The 18,862-nt window shown below is 67.6% G+C and carries 15 protein-coding genes; 5 read left to right on the forward strand and 10 right to left on the reverse strand.

Features of this window, described 5'->3' with window-relative positions; genetic code table 11:
• Window positions 1–36: 36 nt before the first annotated feature.
• Window positions 37–843: a tRNA cyclic N6-threonylcarbamoyladenosine(37) synthase TcdA gene (gene tcdA / locus SF06_RS07470; protein WP_039560563.1), complete on the reverse strand. Its 807-nt coding sequence runs from the start codon at window positions 841–843 to the stop codon at window positions 37–39.
• Window positions 844–1,010: 167 nt separating this feature from the next.
• On the opposite strand from tcdA, the gene SF06_RS07475 reads away from it, so the two are divergent.
• The 4 genes from SF06_RS07475 (at window position 1,011) to SF06_RS07490 (ending at window position 6,227) form a co-directional block, all read left to right on the forward strand.
• Entirely contained in the window at window positions 1,011–3,605 is a 2,595-nt protein-coding gene (locus SF06_RS07475) for a glycosyltransferase (RefSeq protein WP_039560564.1), read from the forward strand.
• Window positions 3,606–3,667: 62 nt separating this feature from the next.
• Complete coding sequence (dapE, locus tag SF06_RS07480) at window positions 3,668–4,810, forward strand: succinyl-diaminopimelate desuccinylase (RefSeq protein ID WP_039560568.1); 1,143 nt, start codon at window positions 3,668–3,670, stop codon at window positions 4,808–4,810.
• Window positions 4,811–4,812: 2 nt separating this feature from the next.
• On the forward strand, window positions 4,813–5,616 hold the full coding sequence (locus SF06_RS07485; RefSeq protein WP_039560570.1) for a putative RNA methyltransferase: 804 nt from the start codon (window positions 4,813–4,815) through the stop codon (window positions 5,614–5,616).
• Between the two features lie 239 nt (window positions 5,617–5,855).
• Window positions 5,856–6,227, forward strand: a complete 372-nt coding sequence (locus SF06_RS07490) for a hypothetical protein (RefSeq protein ID WP_039560571.1) — start codon at window positions 5,856–5,858, stop codon at window positions 6,225–6,227.
• A gap of 99 nt (window positions 6,228–6,326) precedes the next feature.
• On the opposite strand, the gene SF06_RS07495 is transcribed toward SF06_RS07490, so the two are convergent.
• From SF06_RS07495 to SF06_RS07515, 5 genes are all read right to left on the reverse strand, one after another.
• On the reverse strand, window positions 6,327–6,536 hold the full coding sequence (locus SF06_RS07495; RefSeq protein WP_027589236.1) for a cold-shock protein: 210 nt from the start codon (window positions 6,534–6,536) through the stop codon (window positions 6,327–6,329).
• 190 nt (window positions 6,537–6,726) lie between these two features.
• Window positions 6,727–7,611, reverse strand: coding sequence for a DUF4340 domain-containing protein (locus SF06_RS07500; protein ID WP_139326716.1), 885 nt, complete (start codon window positions 7,609–7,611; stop codon window positions 6,727–6,729).
• The gene (locus tag SF06_RS07505; RefSeq protein WP_039560577.1) at window positions 7,611–9,437 is read right to left on the reverse strand and encodes a GldG family protein; all 1,827 of its coding nucleotides are present in this window, start codon (window positions 9,435–9,437) and stop codon (window positions 7,611–7,613) included. The genes SF06_RS07500 and SF06_RS07505 overlap by 1 nt, the downstream gene beginning before the upstream one ends.
• A 3-nt stretch (window positions 9,438–9,440) precedes the next feature.
• Window positions 9,441–10,175 carry an ABC transporter permease subunit gene (locus SF06_RS07510; RefSeq protein ID WP_039560579.1) on the reverse strand — a complete coding sequence of 245 codons (735 nt, stop codon included), beginning with the start codon at window positions 10,173–10,175 and terminating at the stop codon, window positions 9,441–9,443.
• Window positions 10,172–11,095, reverse strand: coding sequence for an ABC transporter ATP-binding protein (locus SF06_RS07515; RefSeq protein WP_039560580.1), 924 nt, complete (start codon window positions 11,093–11,095; stop codon window positions 10,172–10,174). Before SF06_RS07515 ends, SF06_RS07510 begins: the two co-directional genes overlap by 4 nt.
• Window positions 11,096–11,328: 233 nt before the next feature.
• Between SF06_RS07515 and plsB the strand changes: the two genes are divergently transcribed.
• On the forward strand, window positions 11,329–13,821 hold the full coding sequence (gene plsB, locus SF06_RS07520) for a glycerol-3-phosphate 1-O-acyltransferase PlsB (protein ID WP_027589241.1): 2,493 nt from the start codon (window positions 11,329–11,331) through the stop codon (window positions 13,819–13,821).
• A gap of 57 nt (window positions 13,822–13,878) precedes the next feature.
• Here the strand turns inward: plsB and SF06_RS07525 are convergent, their stop codons facing one another.
• The 4 genes from SF06_RS07525 to SF06_RS07540 form a co-directional block, all read right to left on the reverse strand.
• Window positions 13,879–14,460: a DUF488 domain-containing protein gene (locus SF06_RS07525; RefSeq protein WP_027589242.1), complete on the reverse strand. Its 582-nt coding sequence runs from the start codon at window positions 14,458–14,460 to the stop codon at window positions 13,879–13,881.
• On the reverse strand, window positions 14,460–14,675 hold the full coding sequence (locus tag SF06_RS07530; RefSeq protein WP_039560581.1) for a hypervirulence associated TUDOR domain-containing protein: 216 nt from the start codon (window positions 14,673–14,675) through the stop codon (window positions 14,460–14,462). Before SF06_RS07530 ends, SF06_RS07525 begins: the two co-directional genes overlap by 1 nt.
• Window positions 14,676–14,827: 152 nt before the next feature.
• The gene (locus SF06_RS07535; protein WP_039560583.1) at window positions 14,828–15,667 is read right to left on the reverse strand and encodes a DMT family transporter; all 840 of its coding nucleotides are present in this window, start codon (window positions 15,665–15,667) and stop codon (window positions 14,828–14,830) included.
• 114 nt (window positions 15,668–15,781) lie between these two features.
• Entirely contained in the window at window positions 15,782–18,859 is a 3,078-nt protein-coding gene (locus SF06_RS07540; RefSeq protein WP_039560585.1) for an efflux RND transporter permease subunit, read from the reverse strand.
• Window positions 18,860–18,862 lie beyond the last annotated feature (3 nt).

Raw genomic sequence — 18,862 nt, forward strand, 5'->3', positions numbered from 1 at the left:
GACGGAGCATCGGGCAGCCGCACCTACGCTGCCGCCCTAAGAAACGCCCCGCTCCGCCGGCCGGCGCGCGCCGGCTACCAGCTTCTCCACCGCCTTGGCGGCGGCGGCCATGCCAAAGCTGGCAGTGACCATCATCACCGCACCGAAGCCGCCGGCGCAGTCCAGCTTCACGCCCTCGCCGACGAAGCTCTTGCTCTGGCATACCCCGCCGTCCGGCTTGGGATAGCGCAGCTGCTCGCTGGAGAACACGCAGGGCACGCTGTAGGTGCGGCCCGGGGTTCGCGAGAAGCCGTAGTCGCGGCGCAGCAGCGAACGCACCTTGGCGGCCAGCGGGTCGTTGAAGGTCTTGTTCAGGTCGGCGATCTGGATCTGCGTCGGATCGATCTGCCCGCCCGCGCCGCCGGTGGTGACGATGCCGATCTTGCGGCGCTTGCACCAGGCGATCAGCGCCGCCTTGGCCTGCACGCTGTCGATGCAGTCGATCACGTAGTCGAGCTGCGGGGTGATGTACTCGGCCATGGTCTCGCGGGTCACGAAGTCCGCCACGGCATGCACCCGGCAGGCCGGGTTGATGGCGCGAATCCGCTCGGCCATCACCTCCACCTTGGCACGGCCGACGTTGCCTTCGATGGCGTGCAACTGGCGGTTGGTGTTGGTGATGCAGACATCGTCCAGGTCGAACAGGGAAACCTCGCCCACCCCGCTGCGCGCCAGGGCCTCGGCCGCCCAGGAACCGACCCCGCCGATCCCCACCACCGCCACATGCGCCGCCTGCAGGCGGTCCAGGCCCTCGCGGCCATACAGGCGGGCGATGCCGCCGAAACGCTGATCTTCGCTACTCATTGCCGTACCTCACGAACGGGTCGGCATTATCCGCGCGTTCAACGGAGTAATGAAGTGCACCTGCGGGCGCGTAGCGGCTTCAGTGGCGATGCTTTGTCGGGCAGAGAACTTCCGCCACCCGCTTGCTGACCAATGCTCATTGCGGTGAGGCCAAGGAGGCCGCGTTCATGAACCACCCCACCCGACCACTGCTGACCCTGGTCATCGTGGTGGCCATCGCCGCGCTGTTCATCGGCGCCTGGGCGCTGGTCAACCGCCCGATGCCCGCGCCGAATTGGCCCGAGCAAGTGGCGGGCTATTCCTTCTCGCCGTTCCGGCCCGGCCAGGACCCGCGCGACAACCGCTACCCCAGCGACGAGGACATCCGGGGCGACCTGCAGCTGGTCAGCGGCCAGACCAACAACATCCGTACCTACTCGGTGGAAGGCAGCCAGGCCGACATTCCCCGCCTGGCCGAGGAGTTCGGCCTGCGCGTGACCCTGGGGGTGTGGATCAGCACCGATCTCGAGCGCAACGAACGGGAGATCGCCCGGGCCATCGAGCTGGCCAACCAGTCGCGCAGCGTGGTGCGCGTACTGGTCGGCAACGAAGCTTTGTACCGGGGCGAAATCGAGCCCGAGGCGCTGATCGCCTACATCCGCCGCGTGCGCGAGGCGGTCAAGGTGCCGGTTTCCACCTCCGAGCAGTGGCACATCTGGCAGGAGCACCCGCAGCTGGCCCGCGAAGTGGACCTGATTGCCGCGCACATCCTGCCCTACTGGGAATTCATTCCCCGCCAGCACGCCACTGCCTTCGTGCTGGAACGCGTGCAGGACCTGAAGAAACAGTTCCCCGGCAAGCCACTGCTGCTTTCCGAAGTGGGCTGGCCCAGCAACGGCCGGGCGCGCGGCCCGGCCGAGGCCAGCCCGGCGGACCAGGCCATTTACCTGCGCACCCTGGTGAATGCGCTGAACCTGCGCGGCTACAACTACTTCATCATCGAGGCCTTCGACCAGCCGTGGAAAATGGATGACGAAGGTTCGGTGGGTGCCTACTGGGGCGTCTGGAACCTGGAGCGACAGCCCAAGTTCGCCTTCAGCGGCCCGGTGATCGCCATCCCGCAGTGGCGCCTGCTGGCCATCGGTTCGGCGGTGCTGGCCGTGCTGGCGCTGACCCTGCTGCTGATCGACGGTAGCAACCTGCGCACCCACGGCCGCGCTTTCCTGGCCCTGGTGGCCTTCGCCTTCGGCTCACTGCTGGTGTGGATGGCCTACGACTACAGCCTGCAATACGCCACCTGGTTCACCCTGACGGTGGGCGCGCTGCTCGGCGTTGGCGCCCTGGGCGTGTTCATCGTGCTGCTCACCGAGGCCCACGAGCTGGCCGAAACCGTCTGGCTGAGCCGGCGCCGGCGCCCCTTTCCGCCGGTGACCCGCGACGATGCCTACCGGCCGAAAGTCTCGGTGCATGTGCCCTGCTACAACGAGCCGCCGGACATGCTCAAGCGCACCCTGGATGCGCTGTCCCGCCTCGACTATCCGGATTTCGAGGTGCTGGTGATCGACAACAACACCAAAGACCCCGCCGTGTGGCAGCCGGTGCAGGCCCACTGCGAACGGCTCGGCCCGCGTTTTCGCTTCTTCCACGTGGCGCCGCTGGAGGGCTTCAAGGGCGGCGCGCTGAACTGGGTGCTGCCGCACACCGCGCCGGACGTCGAGGTGATCGCGGTGATCGACGCCGACTACTGCGTGTCGCCGAACTGGCTGCGGCACATGGTGCCGCACTTCGTTGACCCGAAGATCGCCGTGGTGCAGTCGCCGCAGGATTTCCGCGACGGCGAGGACAGCGCCTTCAAGCGCCTGTGCTACGCGGAGTACAAGGGCTTCTTCCACATCGGCATGGTCACCCGCAACGAGCGCGACGCCATCATCCAGCACGGCACCATGACCATGACCCGCCGCAGCGTGCTCGACGAGTTGGGCTGGGCCGAGTGGTGCATCACCGAGGATGCCGAACTCGGCCTGCGGGTCTTCGAGCAGGGCTTCTCCGCCGGCTATTCCGAGCAGAGCTTCGGGCGCGGCCTGATGCCCGACACCTTCAGCGACTACAAGAAGCAGCGCTTCCGCTGGGCCTACGGCGCCATCCAGATCATGAAGCACCACGCCCGCTGCCTGCTGCTCGGCAAGGACTGCCTGCTGACGCCCGGGCAGCGCTACCACTTCCTCGCCGGCTGGCTGCCGTGGATCGCCGACGGGCTGAACATCTTCTTCACCCTCGGCGCGCTGCTGTGGTCGGCGGCGATGATCATCGTGCCGCAGCGCGTCGACCCGCCGCTGCTGATCTTCGCCCTGCCGCCGCTGGCGCTGTTCGTCTTCAAGGTCGGCAAGATGCTCTACCTGTACCGCAAGGCCGTCGGCGTGAGCCTGAGCGACGCGCTGTACGCGGCGGTGGCCGGGCTGGCGCTGTCGTACACCATCGCCAAGGCGGTGCTGTTCGGCTTCGCCACCCGCAGCATTCCATTCTTCCGCACCCCCAAGCTGGCCAGCCGCTCCGGCCTGCTCAAGGCGCTGGCGGAGGCGCGCGAGGAGGTGTTCGTCATGCTGCTGCTGTGGTGCGCGGCGGCGGGCCTGCTGCTCACCGAGGACAACCCGGGCGGCGACCTGTACCTCTGGGTGCTGGTGCTGCTGGTGCAGTCGCTGCCCTACCTGGCGGCGCTGGTCATGGCCCTGCTGTCCTCGCTGCCGGCCCGCGCGCGGGCGGAAACACTGGCCACCGAGGGCTGACGGCGACGCGCGGCTTTCCTTTAAGATACGCGCCCGATTCGCCAACCCACCGTGGAGCCCTCATGAGCACCCTGTCCCCCACCCTGGAACTCGCCTGCGAGCTGATTCGCCGTCCTTCGGTCACCCCGCTGGACGAGGGCTGCCAGGAGCTGATGATGCGTCGCCTGGAAGCCTGTGGCTTCGCCGTCGAGCCGATGCGCATCGCCGAGGTGGACAACTTCTGGGCGCGGCGCGGCGGCGAAGGCCCGGTGCTGTGCTTCGCCGGCCATACCGACGTGGTGCCCACCGGCCCGGAGGCCAAGTGGCAGCTCAGTCCGTTCGAGGCGCAGATCGACGCCGACGGCATGCTCCGCGGCCGTGGCGCCGCGGACATGAAGGGCAGCCTGGCGTCGATGATCATCGCCGTCGAGCGCTTCGTGGCCAACCATCCGAACCACAAGGGCGCCATCGCCTTCCTGATCACCAGCGACGAGGAAGGCCCGGCCGAGCATGGCACCAAGGCGGTGGTGGAGCGCCTGCGCGCGCGTGGCGAGCGCCTGGACTGGTGCATCGTCGGTGAGCCCTCGAGCACCGAGCGCCTCGGCGACGTGGTGAAGAATGGCCGGCGCGGCTCGCTGGGCGCCGTACTCACCGTGCGCGGCAAGCAGGGCCATGTGGCCTACCCGCACCTGGCGCGCAATCCGATCCACCTGGCCGCCCCGGCGCTGTCCGAGCTGGCCGCCGAGCACTGGGACGACGGCAACGCCTTCTTCCCGCCGACCAGCTTCCAGATCTCCAACATCAACGGCGGCACCGGCGCCACCAACGTGATCCCCGGAGAGCTGCAGGTGGTGTTCAACTTCCGCTTCAGCACCGAATCCGCCGAGGACGGCCTCAAGCAGCGCGTGGCAGCGATCCTCGACCGGCACGGCCTGGACTGGAGCATCGACTGGTCGCTGTCCGGCCTGCCGTTCCTCACCCAGCCGGGCGAACTGCTGGATGCCGTGGCGGCGAGCATTCGCGAGATCACCGGCCATGACACCACCCCGTCCACCAGCGGCGGCACCTCGGACGGGCGCTTCATCGCCACCCTGGGCACCCAGGTGGTCGAGCTGGGGCCGGTCAACGCCACCATCCACCAGATCGACGAGCGCGTGCTGGCCAGCGATCTGGATCTGCTCACCGAGGTCTACTACCAGACCCTGGTGAAACTGCTGGCGGCCTGACCATGCTGATCTGTCCCCTCTGCCAGGGCGCGCTGCACAACGTCGACAACGGCGTGGCCTGCCCGGCCGGCCACCGCTTCGATCGCGCCCGCCAGGGCTACCTGAACCTGCTGCCGGTACAGCACAAGAACAGCCGCGACCCCGGCGACAACCAGGCCATGGTGGAAGCACGCCGGCGCTTCCTGGACGGCGGCCACTACGCGCCGCTGGCCCGGCGCCTGGCGGAACTGGCGGCCGGCTACACGCCGCGCCGCTGGCTGGATATCGGCTGCGGCGAGGGCTACTACACCGGGCAGATCGCGGAAAAACTGCCCGAGGCCGACGGCTACGCGCTGGACATTTCCCGCGAGGCGGTCAAGCGTGCCTGCCGGCGTGCGCCGCAATCGACCTGGATGGTCGCCAGCATGGCCCGCGTGCCGCTCGCCGACGCCAGCTGCGACCTGCTGGCCAGCGTGTTCAGCCCGCTGGACTGGCTGGAAGCCCGCCGCCTGCTGGCGCCAGGCGGCGGCCTGCTGCGCATGGGGCCGACCCAGGAGCACCTGCTGGAGCTGCGCGCGCGCCTGTATGACGAGGTGCGCCCCTACGACGACGCCAAGCACCTGACGCAGATTCCGGACGGCATGGCGCTGGCCCACAGCGAGACCCTCGAATACCGCCTACGCCTGGGCGACGCCCAGGCCCGCGCCGATCTGCTCGCCATGACGCCCCACGGCTGGCGCGCCACCGCCGAGCGCCGCGCCGCCGTGGTGGACGCGCCGCTGGAGGTGACGGTGTCGATTCGCTATGACTGGATCACGCGCGGTTAGGCTGTTTTTTGGTTTTTGTGGCGGCGGACTTGGCCGCGAGCTCTGGTGCAGGCTGCGCCTGGCCGGTCGCACCTAGCCGGCCGCACCTAGCCGGCCGCCCCAAAGCTCGCGAATGAATTCGCTCCCTCGGGGCTCCGTGCAGGCCGCTGCTTGTTTGTGGGAGCGGACAGCCCGGTACAGACATCGCCGCAACAGGATAAACTCCGCCCACTTTCCGCCCTTCTTCAGGATCGCCCTTCATGCGCCAACCGGACATCGAGATCTATCTCAAGGACGCCGATCAGCAGGCCGTGACCGCCTGGCTGGAACAGGCCATCGGCCCCTGCACGCCCTGGCAACGCAAGGGGCAGACCTTCAAGTGCCTCAGCGGCGATATCGAGGTGACCTGGCTGCCGCAGGCGGTGGGCAAGTGGCACAGCCTGTACCTGGAAAGCGACGCCACGCCCTGGGCGGACGACCTCGCCTGCGCGCAGGCGGCCCATGCCGCGCTGGGCGTGGAAGTACGCTGCTCGCCGGGGAGCTGGGATGAGAAGCTGGGGGAGGAAGACGCCGACCGCTGGCTGCGGGTCAGCGACGAGGGCGTGACAGAGATTGCCTGGCGCACGGGCTGACGAAAGGATCGGCCGCCATCCGACGGCCCGACCCTGATGGAAGCACTGCTCGACACGCTTACAGCAAAAAGCCCGCCGGAGGGCGGGCTTTTTGCTTAGTCAGAGTGCGGCAACGTCTTCGGCCTGCAGGCCCTTCTGGCCCTGAATGACGGCGAACTCCACCTGCTGTCCCTCGGTCAGGGTGCGGTGACCTTCGCCACGAATGGCACGGTAGTGGACGAACACATCAGCGCCGCCCTCACGCTGGATGAATCCGTACCCCTTGGCGTCGTTGAACCACTTGACGGTGCCCAATTCACGATTAGCCATCTTTACCACATCTCCAACTAAGCAATTTTTATTAGTAGGGGCCCCCTGGAATCCATCGAGGGGCCAGTGCGTTCCATGATGCCGGCGAGACTCAGCTCCCCACTGAAAGGCTTGCTCGCAGAGCGGACCGCCCGGGCAGTATAAAGAAACCGCCTGCTCTGAAAAGACCCCTTTTGGCCAACTTGCTGGCTCAATGCCTTGACTGCCGTTGCCCGCTGTAGGCAGCCAGTTCGCATTCCAGCAAGGAAACTTGCCAGGATTCAAGTCGATACAGCCAACCGGCCCGTCCCCCCCACTGCGCCTCCGGCAGGCTGCTGCGCGGAGAAAGGGTCAGCCAGTGGAAGCTTCTGTGACGATAAACCGCACCGTCGAGTCTTGCGCCCGCCTGGGTACGCAGGGTGAAGCGCAGCCGGGGGCGCTTGCTGAAGGCCAACTGGTCCTGAGGCACCACCTCGCTGAAACGCAGATCGGCGAAGACCGCCAGCAGCTCGTCGAGCGCCCGCGCATCCGGTACCTGCAGGCCAGGCAACTGCTCCAGGCGCATCGGCGCATCGCCGTGCCGGAAGAACACCAGCTGCGATCCGTTGGCCTTGTGCAACTGCAGTTCACGTATCTCGGCGGGCGGAACGGTGATCAGTCGGCGATCCAGCCAGTGCAACTCCTGCAGTGGCAACGGCAGCACGCCGTCCACCCGCCACGGCCGGAGCTCGTCTCCTCGATACAGCAGGCGTCCTTCCTGGCCGGCTTCACTCGCCAGGTGGAGCGACTCCACGGCCTCGCCATGGCGCAAGGTGATGCGGATGTCGCGAGGCACTGCCTCGGCTGCCACGTGCTCGAGGGGTTGCGCGCTGGCCAGGGCGGCCAGAAAGGTCCGCACCAGTGTCAGGTCGGCCGGGTACCCGGCCTTGTCGACCAGTACCCAGCGTTCGTTCTCGCGCGCCAGGCGGACGGGTGGCAGCCCTGCGCGGTGCACTTCCAGCCCATCCAGCTCCGCCAGCCGCGCCGTCCAGGACGACGCCGGCGCGGCAAGCGCGCCAAACGGTAGCAAGAGCGCGAGCGCCAGCCAGGGCTTCATCAGGCCCGCCGCCGACGCCAGAACCACACTGCCAGCGCACCGAGCGTCAGCAGCAGCGGCACCAGGGCGATATTGAGAAACTTCAGCGTCCGCCCCAGGGCTTCGATATCGGCGTTGAGCTGGTAATTCACCTCGCGCAGTTCCTTGCGGATACGCAGCTTCTCGTCGAGGAAGCGGCGCACCGCCGTTTCCTGCTCAGCGTTCAGTTCCAGCAGCTGTCCATCATCCGCCGGGCGCTGCAGCTCCGCCAGTTGGCGCTCAGTCTCCGCCAGGCGCTGCTGCAGGCGCTGTTCCTGTTCCAGGAAGCGCGTCTCCGCCTGGCGCTGCAACGTCTGCACCACCTCGAACGGGCGCTGGTAACGGCCGCGCGAACGCACGCTGATCAGGGCCGGGGAGCCGGCCAGGTTGTCCAGCGCGTTGACAACGAAGCCGGCATTGTCGGCAAACGGCTGCGGCACCCGCTGACCGAAGAACTGCTGCACCTGCACCCACAGGTGATCGCTGAGCAGGTCGGTATCCGCCACCAGGATCAGGTCGATGCGCCCGGCCTCCTGCAGGCCGTCCTTGCGACCTTCGATGCCTTCGGGATAGGCACTGCGCGCCGGCCCTTCGATGCGGGCGGCCAGCACCTTGCGCTGGCCGTCCGGTCGCAGGTCGCGCAGCAGCTCCTCGGGATTGCCCAGCACGCCCAGGCGTTTGGCGTCCACCGGCATGCTCAGCGGCGAGCTGCGCAGCAGTGGCGTGAAACGGGTGCTGGCGCCCGCCAGGGGTTCGAGCAGACCGGCGCTGGCCAGGTTGACCGCCTCCAGGCCGGCGGTGACCACATCCTCCGGATCCACTGCCTCGGACGGCAGGCTGACCCAGGCCGGATGGCGCACCGCACGGCCCGCACCCATCCCTACGGTCATGCCGTAGCCGCCGTCGGCGAGGACCTGACCGGGTGCCAGGCGCACACCCCAGGCGGCCAGCAGCGGGTCGAGACTGGAGGCGCGTTCGATCTCCTCGCCCGGGAAGCCAGTGCCGGTATCCGCCTCGCTGTAGGGGTCGACGAACGCCAGCAGTTTGCCGCCGCGCAGCACGAACTGGTCGATGGCATACAGCGTCGGCTGCGACAGTTGCTTGGGGTGTACCAGCATGAGCACTGAGACATGCTCGGGGATCTCGTCGAGATCGGCGTCCAGGCTTTCGATGCGAAACAGCTGGCGGATCTCCTCCATGATCATCCAGGGCGCGGTGGGCTGGCGGGCCAGCATGTCGAAGCCGCCATTGAGCGGCAGCCCGGACAGCACACCCACCACCGGCAGCTCACGTCGCACAAGACCATGGATCAGCCGGCTGATCTCGTACTCGAGGAACGCCTCCTGATCCAGCGCGAAGAACGGAATGACCTGCCGGTCGCCGCGCGCATTGCTGGCCACCAGGCCGAAATAGACCTGGTCGCCGGAGGTATTCAGCGGCACCGCCTGCAGGCCCGCCTGGGCCGCTTCGTCCTCCTGCTCGGAGAACGGCTGCGGATCGATCACCTGCAGGCTCAGCTTGCCATCGGCGGCACGCACGTATGTGCGCAGCAGTTCCTCGACACGCCGCGCCTGGTTGCGCAGCGCCGGCAGCTCGCCGGTGGCCTGGTCGGAATAGAACAGGCGCAGGGTTAGCGGCTCGTCGAGCGACGCGAGGATCTGCCGGGTACCCGGCGACAGGGTGTAGAGCTTCTGCTCGGTGAGATCCAGTCGCGCGCCGCTCAGCAGCGCGCCGGACAGGCCGTTGAAGAGCAGGAAGGCCACGGCGATGAGCAGCAGCCCGAGTCCGGAATACAGGATGCGTTTCATGGGTCAGTCCGCCTTCTTCAGATCGATCACCACCGCTGTCGCAGCCAGCCAGGCCGCGATGAAGCTGAGGAAATACAACAGGTCGCGCAGGTCGATCACGCCCTTGCTGATGGCGTCGAAACGCACCAGGAAGCTCAGCGAGGCCACCACGTCGACCAGCCCCTGCGGCGCCCAGGCGCTGAACAGGTCGAGCACCATCGGGAAGCCGCTGACGATGAACAGAAAGCACACGCTGACCGCGAGGATGAAGGCGATCACCTGGTTGCGCGCCAGGGCCGACATGCAGCCGCCCACCGCCAGGTAGCTGCCGGCCAGCAGCCAGCTGCCCAGGTAGCCGGTGAGGATGGCGCCGTTGTCCGGCTCGCCCAGATAGTTGACGGTCAGCACCATGGGGAAGGTCAGCAGCAGCGCCAACCCGGCGAACACCCAGGCGGCGAGGAACTTGCCGGCCACTGCCTCGGCACGACTGATCGGCAGGGTCATCAGCAGTTCGATGGTGCCGGACTTGCGCTCCTCGGCCCACAGGCGCATGGCGATGGCCGGGACCAGGAACAGGTACAGCCAGGGATGGAAACCGAAGAACACGGTGAGATCGGCCTGGTTGCGCTCATAGAAACCGCCCAGGTAGAAGGTGAACACCCCGGACAGCACCAGGAAGATCATCAGGAACACATAGGCCAGCGGCGTGGCGAAATAGCTGGCCAGCTCACGCTTGAAGATCACCGACAACTGCCTCATGCCGCCTCTCCCCGGGTCAGGTTGCGGAACACTTCATCCAGCCGGCCGCGCTCGACGTCCAGCTCGCGCACCGCCCAGCCGCGCTGGCGGATCAGTTCGCTGACCTGCGGATAGATCACCTGCCCCGGCGCGGCCAGCAGCGTCAGGCTGTGCTCGCGGGCGTTGCGCTCGATGCCCGCCACGCCGGGCAGCGCGCGCAGCGCCTCGCTGTCCAGCGCCTCATCGCTGACCAGGGTCACCGCCTGGTGATAGCGGGAGCGACGTTCCAGGGCCAGCGGCGTGTCGTCGGCCACCAGCCGGCCGTTGGCAATCACCACCGCGCGGGAGCACAGGGCGCCGACTTCTTCGAGGATGTGGGTGGAGATGATGACAATCTTGTCCGCCGCCAGTCCGCGGATCAGCTCGCGCACCTGGTGTTTCTGGTTGGGGTCCAGCCCGTCGGTGGGTTCGTCGAGGATCAGCACCTGCGGATCGTGGAGGATTGCCTGGGCCAGCCCGACGCGGCGCTTGAAGCCCTTGGACAGCGTGTCGATGGTCTGACCCAGGACACGATCGAGCTCAAGTTGCTCGACCACGCGGGCGACCCGCCGACGCTGCTCCTCGCCCCGGTAGCCGCGCACCTCGGCAATGAAGCCGAGGAAGGCGCCGACGCGCATGTCTTCGTAGCAGGGCGCGCCTTCCGGCAGGTAGCCGATCAGCCGCTGGGCCTGGCGGGTCTGGGTCTGGATATCGAAGCCCTGAATCAGGGCGGTGCCCGAGGTGGGCGCCAGGAAGCCGGTGAGCATCTTCATGGTGGTGGACTTGCCGGCCCCGTTGGGTCCGAGAAAGCCCAGTACCTCGCCGGGGCGCACGGTCAGGGACAGGGCGTCGACCGCCGTGTGCCGAGCGAAGCGCTTGGTCAATTGGCGCAGTTCGATCATGGCTTGATTAACCCTCCGTTGTCGCGGGTGCCAGGCGCCTGCGCGGCCCGTCACCCGTGCCTGCAAATGACGGCGGACTATAGAAGCAGCCCGGCGGCACTGGCAAGACGCCAGCGACCGGTCCGCGCGCCTGTCAAAGGTCATTGCGTTTCAGCGTTTTACGCTTTTCCACCGCCCCGCCATGGGGCACACTAGCGCCTCCCGAGCAATTGCTCGTTTGACCTGAATCCCGTATGCCCCGCCTTCCCTTTAGCCGTCTGGTTGTCGGCACCTTGCGTCGCCTGCTGTATCTCTGGGTTCGCTCCGAGACCATTGGCAAATCCGCCCTGACACTGGACCTCGATCGCAGCAAGCCGGTGTTCTACGTGCTGCAGAGTCCGTCCCTGAGCGACCTGATGGTGGTCGAGCAGGAATGCCGGAAGAATGCCCTGCCCCGTCCGCTGGCCCAGGTATCCATGGAGGGCCACCAGGAGCCGGAAGCCTGCTTCTTCCTCGACGCGCCGTCGCGCTGGCTCGGCCGGCGCAGCAAGCCGGTGATTGCACCCACCCTGACCCGCCTGGTCACCCTGGTCAGCCAGAACGCGCTGGCCGAGGCGCAGATCGTGCCGGTCAGCGTGTACTGGGGTCAGTCGCCGTCACGCGAAACCAGCCCGTGGAAACTGCTGTTCGCCGACAGCTGGGCGGTCACCGGGCGCTTGCGCAAGCTGCTGACCATCCTGTTCCTCGGCCGCAAGACCCGCGTGCAGTTCTCCGCGCCGATCCAGTTGCGCGAACTGGTCAGCCAGGGCAAGGGTGCCGAACGCACCCAGCGCATGGCCCACCGCATCCTGCGCGTGCATTTCCGCAACCAGAAGGCCGCCGTGATCGGCCCGGACATCTCGCACCGGCGCAACCTGGTCAAGGGCCTGGTGCATGCGCCGCTGGTACGCGAGGCCATCGCCGCCGAAGCCGAACGCGACGGCATCAGCCTGGAAAAGGCCGAGGCCCGCGCCCTGCGCTATGGCAACGAGATCGCTTCCGACTACGCCTACACCGCCATCCGCTTCCTGGAGCTGGTGCTGACCTGGTTCTGGAACAAGATCTACGACGGCGTACAGGTCAACAACGTGGACGGCGTGAAGCACATCGCCCACGGCCACGAGATCATCTATGTGCCCTGCCACCGCAGCCACATCGACTACCTGCTGCTCTCCTACCTGCTGTTCCGCAACGGCCTGAGCACCCCGCACATCGCCGCCGGCATCAACCTCAACATGCCGGTGATCGGCGGACTGCTGCGCCGCGGCGGCGCCTTCTTCATGCGCCGCACCTTCAAGGGCAACCCGCTGTACACGGCGGTGTTCAACGAGTACCTGCACACCCTGTTCAGCCGGGGCTTCCCGGTGGAGTACTTCGTCGAGGGCGGCCGCTCGCGCACCGGGCGCACCCTGCAGCCGAAGACCGGCATGCTGGCCATCACCCTGCGCAGCTTCCTGCGCTCCAGCCGCCTGCCGATCGCCTTCGTGCCGGTGTACATCGGCTACGAGCGCGTACTGGAGGGCCGCACCTACCTGGGCGAGCTGCGCGGCGCGGCGAAGAAGAAGGAGTCCATCGGCGACCTGTTCCGCGTACTCGGCGCGCTGCGCCAGCGTTTCGGCCAGGTGTCGGTGAACTTCGGCGAGCCGATCCGTCTGGCCGAGTTCCTCGACCGCCGGCAGCCGGACTGGCGCCAGAACAGCGGCGGGCCGGACTACCGTCCCGAATGGCTGAACGGCGTGACCAACCAGCTGGGCACCGAGGTGGCGCGCCACATCAACGAGGCGGCGGCGATCAACCCGGTCAACCTGGTGGCCATGGTCATGCTCTCCACCAGCAAGCTGGCCATCGACCGTCCCGGCCTGGCCAGCATACTGGAGGCCTACCAGACGCTGCTGCGCCAGGTGCCCTACTCGCCGCACACCACCGTGCCGCAGGGCAATGGCGAGGCGCTGATCCAGCATGTGCTGGACATGGAATTGATCGACAGCCAGCGCGATGCGCTCGGCGAAATCATCTACCTGAACGAACAGCACGCGGTGCTGATGACCTACTACCGCAACAACGTGCTGCACATCTTCGCCCTGCCCGCCCTGCTGGCCAGCTTCTTCCAGAACAGCGGACGCATCAGCCGCGAGCAGATCCTGCGCTACACCCGCGCGCAGTACCCGTACCTGCAGGCGGAGCTGTTCATCCGTTTCGAGGCCGAGGAGCTGGAGGCGGCGGTCGACCGGTGGCTGGACGCCTTTGTCGACATGCAGCTGCTGCGCCGCGAGGACGATGTGTTCATTCGCCCGGCGCCCAGTTCCGGACAATTCGTGCTGCTCACCCTGCTGTCGCGCTCGATCGTGCAGACCCTGCAGCGCTTCTACATGACCATCGCGCTGATCCTCGACCACCCGCAGCAGTCGCTGACGGCCGAGGAGCTGGAAAGCCTGTGCTCGGTCATGGCCCAGCGCCTGTCGATCCTGCATGGGCTGAACGCCCCGGAGTTCTTCGACAAGACGCTGTTCCGCCACTTCATCGCTACGCTGCTGGAACAGGGTGTGCTGCGCACCGACGCCGAGGGCAAGCTCAGCCACCATCCCAAGCTGGGCGAGCTGGTGGAAAGCGTCGCCAAGCGCGTGCTGCCCGCCGAGGTGCGCCTGTCGATCCGCCAGGTCACCCTGGATCGCCAGCGCAGTCCGCAGCCGGACAGCGTCGAGCCGTAACCCTGCCTCCCCTCTCCCTTCATGGGAGAGGGGGACAGGCACCGCGCTCAGCCGCCTTCAAAGCGGCAATTTCCCCTGCTCGCCGCGCTGCCGCGCAGCCTCGTTGAGCAGACGCCCCTGCCCTTCGCGGTAGCTCAGGCGGCCTTCGAACAGCCGCGCCGGTGCGGTGTAGGGGTGCTCGGTGGCCGGCTGCTCGCCAAGGATGTGCAGCACCTGGAATCCACGCACCTGCAACACATCCGCCACCAGCGAACGGTGACAGCGCCACCAGAGCACCTCGGCGCACATCAGCACGGTGCGCTTGCGCGCGAGCAGCGCCAGCAGCCGTGCCAGACCCGTGGCGAATTCATCGCTGGCCAGGTGATCCGCATAGCCGCGAAACGCACTGTTGCGCCAGGCGTCGTTGGGCGAGTCCGGCGACGGCCGGCGCCGCCCGCCCAGTTCTTCGAACCACTGATATTCGATGCCCCGCTCGGCCAGCCGTTGCGCCAGCGCCTCGGCGCCGAACTGCGGCCAGCGCCGCGAGCCGGGAAAGCGCCGCACATCGGCCAACGCCTCGATGCCGTGCCGTTCCAGCAGGGCCAGGAAGCGCTCCACCGGCAGGTTGGAATGGCCGATGGTCCAGACGCGGCCCGGCATCAGTCGTCGAGCCGGGTCAGCGCGTCTTCCTTGTGCATGGCGACGTGCTCGGTCTTGTCGCTCTGGATCTCGTATTGCGGGTGCTCCGCGCTGGCATGGCGGGGGTGGCCCTTGTACGTGGTGTCGCGAGTGTGCACGCGAGTGATCCGCCCGCTTACCCGGCCGGCCTCGGAGTTCCAGCTGACGTGGTCGCCGACTTTGAATCGGGGTAGCATGACTCTCTCCTCCCATTGGCTGCTCGGCGGGAAATCGCTGCGCGAGTTTCCCCACCCTACGGGGCTCTCGCTCTGGTCCGCCGTGCCGGCGGGTTGGTGGCCAACGTGACGTTGACCACCCTACGACCCGCCATCCGCCACGAAGTTGAGCCTCAGCGCTTGGCGGCCCGGGCACGCAGCACCAGCGCCACGCCGCCCAGCACCGCTACGGAGACCAGCGCCAGGCGCGGCGTGAAAGGTTCGGCCAGCAACAGGCTGCCGCCCAACGCGGCGAGGATCGGCACGCTGAGCTGCACGGTGCCGGCCTGCACGGCGGTCAGCCCGCGCAGCGCGCTGTACCAGATGGCATAGCAGACACCCGAGGCCAGGGCGCCGGACAGCACCGCGTAAAACAGTCCCATGGCATCCCAGCGCGCATCGGCCAGCAGCACGATGCTCAAGACCAGCGCCAGCGGCGTGGCGCGCAGGAAGTTGCCAGCGGTGGCCGCCAGCGGATCGCTGGTACCCTGCCCGCGCAGCGAATACAGCGCCCAGGCCAGACCAGAACCCAGCATCAGCAGCGCGGCGAGCGGATCGGGGGCACTGGCGCCCGGCAACAACAGCACCAACAGACCACCGATCACCAGCACCAGCCCCGCCGCCTGCCAGCGGCCGAGACGCTCGCCGCGCCGCCAGGCGGCCGCCAGCATGCCGAGCTGCACGGCGCCGAACAGCAGCAGCGCGCCGCTGGCGGTATCCAGTTGCACATAGGCGAAGGAGAAGGCGGCGGCATAGACGAACAACGCCAGGGCCGAAGGCCAGCTGCCCTCGGGGCGCCGCCGCCCAACGCTGACCAGCAGCCAGAGCATCATCGCGCCGGAGAGCAAGCGCACACTGGTGAAGGTGGCGGCATCCAGCGCGCCGCTCTTCAGCGCCACCCGACAGAGCAGGGAGTTGCCGGCGAAGCCGAGCATGGCCAGCAGGGTGAGCAGCAGGATACGGGGCGCGGGCATGGGAGACTCCTTTCGTCGGACAGCCATGGTACCGCTGTGGAAGCGAATGCATTCGCGAGCTTTTCGGAAAACCCCCGCCCAGCTCGCGGACCCGCCCGCTCCCACAGAAAAGCCTCAGCCCGCCCTCGCGCCCTCATCCTTGCGCACCCGGAACCAGGCCGCATACAGCGCCGGCAGGAACAGCAGGGTCAGCACGGTGGCGACGATCAGCCCGCCCATGATGGCCACGGCCATCGGCCCGAAGAACACGCTGCGCGACAGAGGGATCATCGCCAGCACCGCCGCCAGGGCGGTCAGCACGATGGGCCGGAAGCGGCGCACGGTGGCCTCGATGATCGCATTCCAGCGCTCATGCCCTGCGGCGATGTCCTGCTCGATCTGGTCGATGAGGATCACCGAGTTGCGCATGATCATCCCGGACAGGGCGATGGTCCCAAGCATGGCGACGAAGCCAAACGGTTGCTGGAACACCAGCAGGAACAGGGTGACGCCGATCAATCCCAGCGGCGCGGTGAGGAATACCATCAGCGAGCGCGAGAAGCTGCGCAGTTGCAGCATCAGCAGGCTCAGCACCACCACCACGAACAGCGGCAGGCCGGCGTTCACCGATTTCTGGCCGCGCGCGGAATCCTCCACGGTGCCGCCGACTTCCAGCAGGTAGCCGTCGGGCAGGCTGGCGCGCACCTCGTCCAGCGCCGGACGGATCTGGCCGATCAGCGTGGCCGGCTGCTCCTCGCCGTAGATGTCGGCGCGCACGGTCACCGTGGGCAGGCGATTGCGGTGCCAGATCACCCCTTCCTCGAAGCCGTACTCCAGGGTCGCCACCTGGGACAGTGGCACACTCTGGCCGCTGTCGGTGGGCACCGCCAGGCTGGGCAGCAGGCTCAGGCTGCGGCGGTCTTCCTCGCCACCGCGCACCAGGATCTCGATCAGCTCGTTGCCCTCGCGGTACTGGCTGACCCGCGTGCCCGACAGCGAGGCCTGCAGGAAGCGCGACAGCTCGGCGGTGTTCACGCCCAGCGCGCGGGCGCGCTCCTGGTCAAGGTCAAGGTGGATGACCTTGCTCGGCTCCTCCCAGTCCAGGTGCACGTTGGCCACGTGGGGGTTGGCGCGCACCCGGGCGGCGACTTCGCGGGCCAGGCGGCGCACCTCGTCGATGTGCTCGCCGCTGACGCGGTACTGGATCGGGTAGCCCACCGGCGGGCCGTTCTCCAGGCGCGACACGCGGCTGCGCAGGCTCGGGAACTGCTGGGCCAGGGTCTGGATCAGCCAGGCACGCACCGACTCGCGTGACTCAATGCTGTCGGTCAGCACCACGAACTGGGCGAAGCTGGTGGCCGGTAGCTGTTGATCCAGCGGCAGGTAGAAGCGCGGCGAACCGCTGCCTACGTAGGCGGTGTAGTTGTCGATGCCCGGCTGCTCGGCGAGCAGTGTCTCCAGCCGCGCCACCTCGTCCTCGGTGGCGCGCAACGAGGCGCCCTCGGCCAGCTTGATGTCAACCATCAGTTCCAGGCGCGCCGACGGCGGGAAGAACTGCTGGGGCACCAGACGGAACAGCATCACCGAGGCAACGAAGGCCAGCAGGGTGAGCAGCATGACCGTCTTGCGGCGACGCACGCACCAGCCGACCACCCGGCGCACCCGCGAATAGAACGGCGTGGCATAGGGGTCATGGGCCTGGTTGCCATGCTTGGCGGCATGCAGCCTGGCCAGGTCCGGCAGCAGGCGATGGCCCAGCCAGGGCACGAACATCACGGCGGCGATCCAGGACACCAGCAGGGCGATGGCCACCACCTCGAAGATCGAGCGCGTGTACTCGCCGGTGCTCGACTGCGCGGTGGCGATCGGCAGGAAACCGGCGGCGGTGATCAGCGTGCCGGTGAGCATCGGGAAGGCCGTGCTGGTCCAGGCGTAGCTGGCCGCCTTGAGCCGGTCGTAGCCCTGCTCCATCTTGATGGCCATCATCTCCACCGCGATGATCGCGTCGTCCACCAGCAGGCCCAGCGCCAGCACCAGGGCGCCCAGGGAGATCTTGTGCAGGCCGATGCCCAGGTAGTACATGCAGGCGAAGGTCATCGCCAGCACCAGCGGGATGGACAGCGCCACCACCAGGCCGGTGCGCAGGCCCAGCGAGAAGAAACTCACCAGCAGCACGATGATCACCGCCTCGGCCAGCACCCGGACGAACTCGCCGACCCCGGTGCGCACGGCGGCCGGCTGGTCGGACACCTTCCTCAGCTGCATGCCGGCCGGAAGGTTGGCCTGCAGCCGCGCGAACTCGCCTTCCAGCGCCTCGCCGAGCAGCAGGATGTTGCCGCCATCGCGCATGGACACAGCCAGGCCGATGGCGTCCTCGCCCATGAAACGCATGCGCGGCGCCGGCGGATCGCTGAAACCGCGATGCACCTCGGCCACGTCGCCGAGATGGAAGGTGCGGTCGCCGACACGGATCGGGAAGTCGCGGATCTGATCGACGCGTTCGAAGCGGCCACTGACGCGCAGCTGGATGCGGTCGCTGGCGGTCTCGAAGAACCCGGCGGCGGCCACCGCGTTCTGCGCCTCCAGCGCCTGCTGCACGGCCGTCAGCGGCAGGCCGAGGGTGGCCAGCTTGGTGTTGGACAGCTCGATCCAGATCTTCTCGTCCTGCAGGCCGATCAGCTCGACCTTGCCGACGTCCTTGACCCGCTGCAGCTGCAGCTGGATGCGGTCGGCATAGTCCTTGAGCACCGCATAGTCGAAGCCGTCGCCGGTCAGCGCGTAGATGTTGCCGAAGGTGGTGCCGAACTCGTCGTTGAAGAACGGCCCGATGACGCCCTGGGGCAGGGTGTGGCGGATGTCGCCGATCTTCTTGCGCACCTGGTACCAGAGATCGGGGATTTCGCTGGAGCGCAGGGAGTCGCGGGCGATGAACGTCACCTGCGACTCGCCCGGCCGCGAGAAGGAGACGATGCGCTCGTAGGCGCCGGTCTCCATCAGCTTCTTCTCGATGCGTTCGGTGACCTGACGCGAGACTTCCTCGGCGCTGGCGCCCGGCCACTGGGTCTGGATGACCATGGCCTTGAAGGTGAACGGCGGGTCCTCGCTCTGACCGAGCTTGGTGTAGGACACGGCACCAACGATGCCGAGCAGGATCATCAGGTACAGGACGATCGAGCGGTTCTGCAACGCCCAGGCGGAGAGGTTGAAGTTCATGGC

The organism is Pseudomonas flexibilis (genome assembly GCF_000802425.1).
Taxonomy (GTDB): Bacteria; Pseudomonadota; Gammaproteobacteria; order Pseudomonadales; family Pseudomonadaceae; genus Serpens; species Serpens flexibilis.

What these genes read in the sequence shown, in the direction of transcription:
- SF06_RS07500 (WP_139326716.1), bottom strand. Translation starts at nt 7,611, where the DNA reads ATGAAGCCCTGGCTGGCGCTCGCGCTCTTGCTACCGTTTGGCGCGCTT.
- SF06_RS07535 (WP_039560583.1), bottom strand. Translation starts at nt 15,667, where the DNA reads ATGCCCGCGCCCCGTATCCTGCTGCTCACCCTGCTGGCCATGCTCGGC.
- SF06_RS07525 (WP_027589242.1), bottom strand. Translation starts at nt 14,460, where the DNA reads ATGCCGGGCCGCGTCTGGACCATCGGCCATTCCAACCTGCCGGTGGAG.
- SF06_RS07505 (WP_039560577.1), bottom strand. Translation starts at nt 9,437, where the DNA reads ATGAAACGCATCCTGTATTCCGGACTCGGGCTGCTGCTCATCGCCGTG.
- plsB (WP_027589241.1), top strand. Translation starts at nt 11,329, where the DNA reads ATGCCCCGCCTTCCCTTTAGCCGTCTGGTTGTCGGCACCTTGCGTCGC.
- SF06_RS07485 (WP_039560570.1), top strand. Translation starts at nt 4,813, where the DNA reads ATGCTGATCTGTCCCCTCTGCCAGGGCGCGCTGCACAACGTCGACAAC.
- SF06_RS07510 (WP_039560579.1), bottom strand. Translation starts at nt 10,175, where the DNA reads ATGAGGCAGTTGTCGGTGATCTTCAAGCGTGAGCTGGCCAGCTATTTC.
- SF06_RS07490 (WP_039560571.1), top strand. Translation starts at nt 5,856, where the DNA reads ATGCGCCAACCGGACATCGAGATCTATCTCAAGGACGCCGATCAGCAG.
- tcdA (WP_039560563.1), bottom strand. Translation starts at nt 843, where the DNA reads ATGAGTAGCGAAGATCAGCGTTTCGGCGGCATCGCCCGCCTGTATGGC.
- dapE (WP_039560568.1), top strand. Translation starts at nt 3,668, where the DNA reads ATGAGCACCCTGTCCCCCACCCTGGAACTCGCCTGCGAGCTGATTCGC.
- SF06_RS07515 (WP_039560580.1), bottom strand. Translation starts at nt 11,095, where the DNA reads ATGATCGAACTGCGCCAATTGACCAAGCGCTTCGCTCGGCACACGGCG.
- SF06_RS07540 (WP_039560585.1), bottom strand. Translation starts at nt 18,859, where the DNA reads ATGAACTTCAACCTCTCCGCCTGGGCGTTGCAGAACCGCTCGATCGTC.
- SF06_RS07530 (WP_039560581.1), bottom strand. Translation starts at nt 14,675, where the DNA reads ATGCTACCCCGATTCAAAGTCGGCGACCACGTCAGCTGGAACTCCGAG.
- SF06_RS07475 (WP_039560564.1), top strand. Translation starts at nt 1,011, where the DNA reads ATGAACCACCCCACCCGACCACTGCTGACCCTGGTCATCGTGGTGGCC.
- SF06_RS07495 (WP_027589236.1), bottom strand. Translation starts at nt 6,536, where the DNA reads ATGGCTAATCGTGAATTGGGCACCGTCAAGTGGTTCAACGACGCCAAG.